We start from the raw sequence: 3521 nt of genomic DNA, 5'->3' as shown, positions 1-3521 counted from the left end.
GCGGGGCCGGCGTCGCCGCCCGGGCCGGCGGCGGCGGGGATGGCCCGCGCCAGGGCGCCCACGAGCAGGATGGCGGCGGTGGGCAGCAGCCCCACGGCCAGCACGAGCGCCGCCAGCGCCGCCGCGCGCCACCGCCCCGCCCGCCACACCAGCCCCAGCAGGGCGCGCCAGCGTCCCGCGCGGCCCGGCACGTCCGCGCCCTGCATCACGCGGCTCCCGCGGCGGCGAGCGCGTCCGCGGGCGTGGCGGTGGCCGCCAGCGCGTGGCGCAGGTGCGCCGCCAGCACGCGCACGTGCGGCTCGGACCCCAGCGCCGCGTGCGCCGCGGGGACGTCGTACACGTGCACGGGGCCGTCCACGTGCGCGGCCCAGCCCAGCGCGTGCCGCTCCGCGTCCGTGCGCGTGGCCAGGAACGCCTCGCGGGCGGGCTGCACCTCCGTGGCGCGAAAGAGTGCCAGGGGCGCCGACAGCCGGCCGGGGTGGTAGGCGGCAAAGCTGCGCGTGCGGTCAAAGACGGTGCGGCACGCCTCCATCAGCCGGGCGGCCGTCGTCTCCGGGTCCGACTCCGGCGGCGCGGCGTCCTGGTCGTGCAGGGCCCGCGCGGCGTGGCGCACGGCATCGTCCAGCGGCATTCCCCGCACCGCCTCCGGGCGCAGGACAAAGGGGCGGCCCCGCACGGCGGCCACGTCCAGCGCCAGGTCCACCAGCACGTCCGTCTCGTCCTCGTCGCTGCCCCAGTCGCGCATGAGGGCGGGCGAGAGGGTGTCCAGCATCCCCACCATGGCCACCTCCTCCCCCGCCCGCTCCAGCCGCAGCGCCATCTCGAAGGCCACGATCCCCCCGAACGACCAGCTCAGCAGGCGGTACGGCCCCTCCGGCTGCACCCGGCGGATCGCGTCCACGTGCCCGGCCGCGATCTGCTCCACGGGGCGCGCCAGGTCCTCGCCCAGGTCGCGGACGCCGTACGCGGGCTGATCCGGGCCCAGGTGGCGCACCAGGTTCACGTAGCCCATCACGTCGCGGTCCGCCGAGTGGACGAAGAAGATGGGCGGGGCCGACCCGTGGGGCTGCAGGGGCACGACGGAGCCGGGCGCCGGGGCCCCGGCCCGCTTTTGCTCCAGGATGGCGTCGGCCATGTCGCGCACGGTGGCGCCGGCGAACAGGGTGGCCACGGGAAGGTCGCACGCCAGCCGGCGGTTCACCTCCGCGAACAGCCGCAGGGCCAGGAGCGAGTTGCCCCCGAGGTCGAAGAAGCCCTGCGTGGCGCCGATCCCCTCCACCCCCAGCAGCGTCTCCCACAGGGGGACGAGCTGGGCCTCCACGTAGTTGCGGGGCGCGTCGGCCTCGCCGTCCGCGCCGTCGTGGCGCGGGGCCGGCAGGGCGCGGGGGTCCAGCTTGCCCGTGGACGTCCGCGGCAGCGCGTCCAGGGCGACGAACGCGTCCGGGACCATGTACGCGGGAACGCGCTCCGCCAGGAACCGCCGCAGCGCGGCCCCGTCCACGGCGCCCACCACGTACGCCACCAGCCGGCGGTCGCCGGGCCGGTCCTCGCGCACGGTCGCCAGGGCGCCGCGCACGGCGGGGTGGCGGCGCAGCACGGCCTCCACCTCGCCCAGCTCCACGCGGTAGCCGCGCACCTTCACCTGCCCGTCCGCGCGGCCCAGGATCACCAGCGCGCCGTCCGCCTGCCAGCGGGCCCGGTCGCCCGTGCGGTACATGCGCGCGCCGGGCGCCGCGAACGGGTCGGGGACGAACGACCGCGCCGTGAGCGCCGGGCGGCCCAGGTAGCCGCGCGCCACCCCCGCCCCGCCGATGCACAGCTCGCCCGGCACGCCCACGGGCACGGGCTCGCCCCGGGCGTCCAGCACGTGAAAGGTGAGGTTGGGGATGGCCCGGCCGACCGGGACGGGCCCCTGGCGGTGGACGCCCGCCGGCAGCGTGTACGCCGAGCAGCCGACCACCGTCTCCGTGGGGCCGTACTCGTTCATCAGCCGCACGCCGGGCGCCTCGTCCTGCCAGAAGCGGGTGGATTCGGCCGCCAGGAAGTCCGCGCCGATCACCAGCGTGTGGGCGGCGGACCGCGCCTCGTCCGGCGTCAGCAGGGGGGTGAGCAGGGACAGGTGGACGGGGGTGATCTTCACGGGGCCGAACCCCGCGCCGCCCCGCAGCGCCTGGGCCAGCGCCTCTACCGGGTTCTCCTCCGGCAGCAGGTGCACGGGCGTGCCGGCGAAGAGCGCGAGCAGGTTGGTGAAGGTCAGGTCCACGGCCATGGACGAAAAGACGGGCGAGCCGTTCCCCCGCGCGGCCCAGTACGCCTCCACCCCCCAGTGGACGTAGTTGACAACGCCCCGGTGGTGCATGGCCACGCCCTTGGGGCGGCCCGTGCTGCCGGACGTGTAGATCACGTAGCACAGGTTCCCGCTCGTGACGCCCGTCCGCGGCGCCCGGTCGGGCTCCGCCCCGATGCGCGCCCACGCCGCGTCCACGGCCAGGACGGGCACGCCGTCGGGGACGGGGAGCCGGTCCGCCAGCCGCGCCTGGGTGAGGACGACGGCGACGGCGGCATCGGCCAGGACGTAGCCCTGCCGCTCCGCGGGGTGCGACGGGTCCACGGGGACGTACGCGCCGCCGGCCTTCATCACCCCCAGGAGGCAGGGGACGAGCTCCCTCCCCCGCTCCAGGCAGATGCCCACGCGCGTCTCGGGCCCCACGCCCAGGCCGCGCAGGTGGTTGGCCACGCGGTTGGACCACGCGTCCAGCTCCGCGTACGTCATCCCCTCCCCGCCGAAGACGACGGCGGGGGCGTCCGGCGTGCGCGCGGCCTGCGCCTCGAAGAGCTCGTGGACGCAGCGGTCCGCCGGGAACGGCGCCTCCGCGCCGCTCCACGCCCGCAGCCGCGCCCGCTCCGCCGCGTCCGTCAGCGACAGGCGCGAAAGGCGGACGTCCGGGTCCGCGGCCACCTGCTCCAGCACGCGCACCAGGTGCTCCACCATCCGCCGGGCCGTGGCAGGCTCGAAGAGGTCCGTGGCGTACGTCAGCGCGCCGTCCACGCCGTCCGGCGTCGTCCACAGGGCCAGGTCCAGGTCCGTGCGCACGCGGGCACCGTCCAGCGCGATGCCGCGCACCTCCAGCCCCGGCAGGGCGGGCGGTCCGCCGGCCCCGTCCCGCAGCTCGAAGAGCACCTGGAACAGGGGCGAGTGGCCCAGGCCGCGCCGCAGGCGCAGGGCGTCCACCAGGCGCTCGAACGGCACCTCCTGGTGGTCGAACGCGCCCAGCGTGGCCTCGCGCACGCGGCCCAGCGCCTCGGTGAACGACGGGTCGCCGGACAGGTCCGCCCGCAGCGCCAGCGTGTTCATGAACAGCCCCACGAGCCCCTCCGTCTCGCCGCGCGTGCGGCCCGCCACGGTGGTGCCCACGACCACGTCGTCCGTGCCGGCGTAGCGGGCCAGGAGGGCGCGAAACGCCGTCTGCAGCACCATGTACAGCGTGGCGCCCGCCCGCCGGCCCGCCGCCTCCAGGCCG

General features: G+C 77.2%; 1 protein-coding gene and 1 pseudogene. Both read right to left on the bottom strand.

From position 1 onward, the window contains the following. Positions 1–206 (bottom strand): annotated as a pseudogene (locus VFZ20_RS27395) (hypothetical protein); the annotation flags it as partial. Continuing rightward, a partial coding sequence (locus tag VFZ20_RS27390; protein ID WP_329687143.1) for an amino acid adenylation domain-containing protein occupies positions 206–3521 on the bottom strand: 3316 nt, incomplete at its 5' end. The gene VFZ20_RS27390 and the pseudogene VFZ20_RS27395, both read right to left, overlap by 1 nt.

Origin of the sequence: Longimicrobium sp., assembly GCF_036280135.1 — a bacterium.
Taxonomy (GTDB): domain Bacteria; phylum Gemmatimonadota; class Gemmatimonadetes; order Longimicrobiales; family Longimicrobiaceae; genus Longimicrobium.
This window is presented reverse-complemented; position numbering and strand designations above follow the sequence as displayed.